This window comes from Staphylococcus sp. 231237_7MaSpsaltlick, assembly GCF_043107035.1.
Window position 1 is genome coordinate 1 of the sequence record NZ_JBICNX010000210.1, and the last position, 800, is coordinate 800.

General features: G+C 28.6%; 1 pseudogene. It reads right to left on the reverse strand.

The annotated features are described in order from the left end of the window. Positions 1 to 160 precede the first annotated feature (160 nt). Positions 161 to 800: pseudogene (locus tag ACF91D_RS30965) on the reverse strand (hypothetical protein); the annotation flags it as partial.

An 800-nucleotide genomic window follows, 5' to 3' on the forward strand; every position in this document is an offset into this window, starting at 1 on the left:
ATAGAATATATTTGTTTACGACCGTGCTTGGACTTGCACGGTTATTTTTTATAAATAAAAAAGACCTAGAAATTAATTTAGGTCTAATCAATTGTTTTATAATTCTTTAAATGTCAGCATTTTGTATCCCACTGTTTTATTTATTGTAATATTTTTCCATCTATAATAATGTTTGCACTCTCAGGCGCAACCTCAAAACTAAGCCCTCTACGTACCTTAAAATTATAGTTCCCATCCTTTTTATAATATTTAGTTTTGAAGAAGCATATTCATCACTGTAGAATTTACTAGAATCATATAATTCTTCATAATGTTGAAGTAACTCAAGAACTTCTTTTCTAGGTGTTTTCTTGCTAATTCTAAGTTCAAAAATACTATCTTTATTTATATATCTATGTGCTTCTTCTTTAATTAAATCTTCATTATTTTCATATTCTTCTCTACTAATATTTAAGTTCTGCATATGTCTTTGGATTCTTTCTTCATGTTCTAATTCTCGTTGTTCAATCATTTGTCTAAGTCTTTCTTCACGTTCTAATTTTCGTAGCTCTTCTTCTCTTATTTCTTCTAATAATTCCTGATATACTTCAACGTCTTTTAATAGTTCATCAACATCTGAAAGTAATTTTTCAGTGTACTCTTCTGATAAGAATGCTCTTTCTCTACATAATTCCATCCATAATACTCTAGGCTCAAAGTTATCTACATACCACTCTTTAGCCATTGGTATAAGAAACTCAACAAGTCCTTTAAAACCTCTATCTCCATTTGTCTCTTTAGTAATTAAAGCATGTAATATC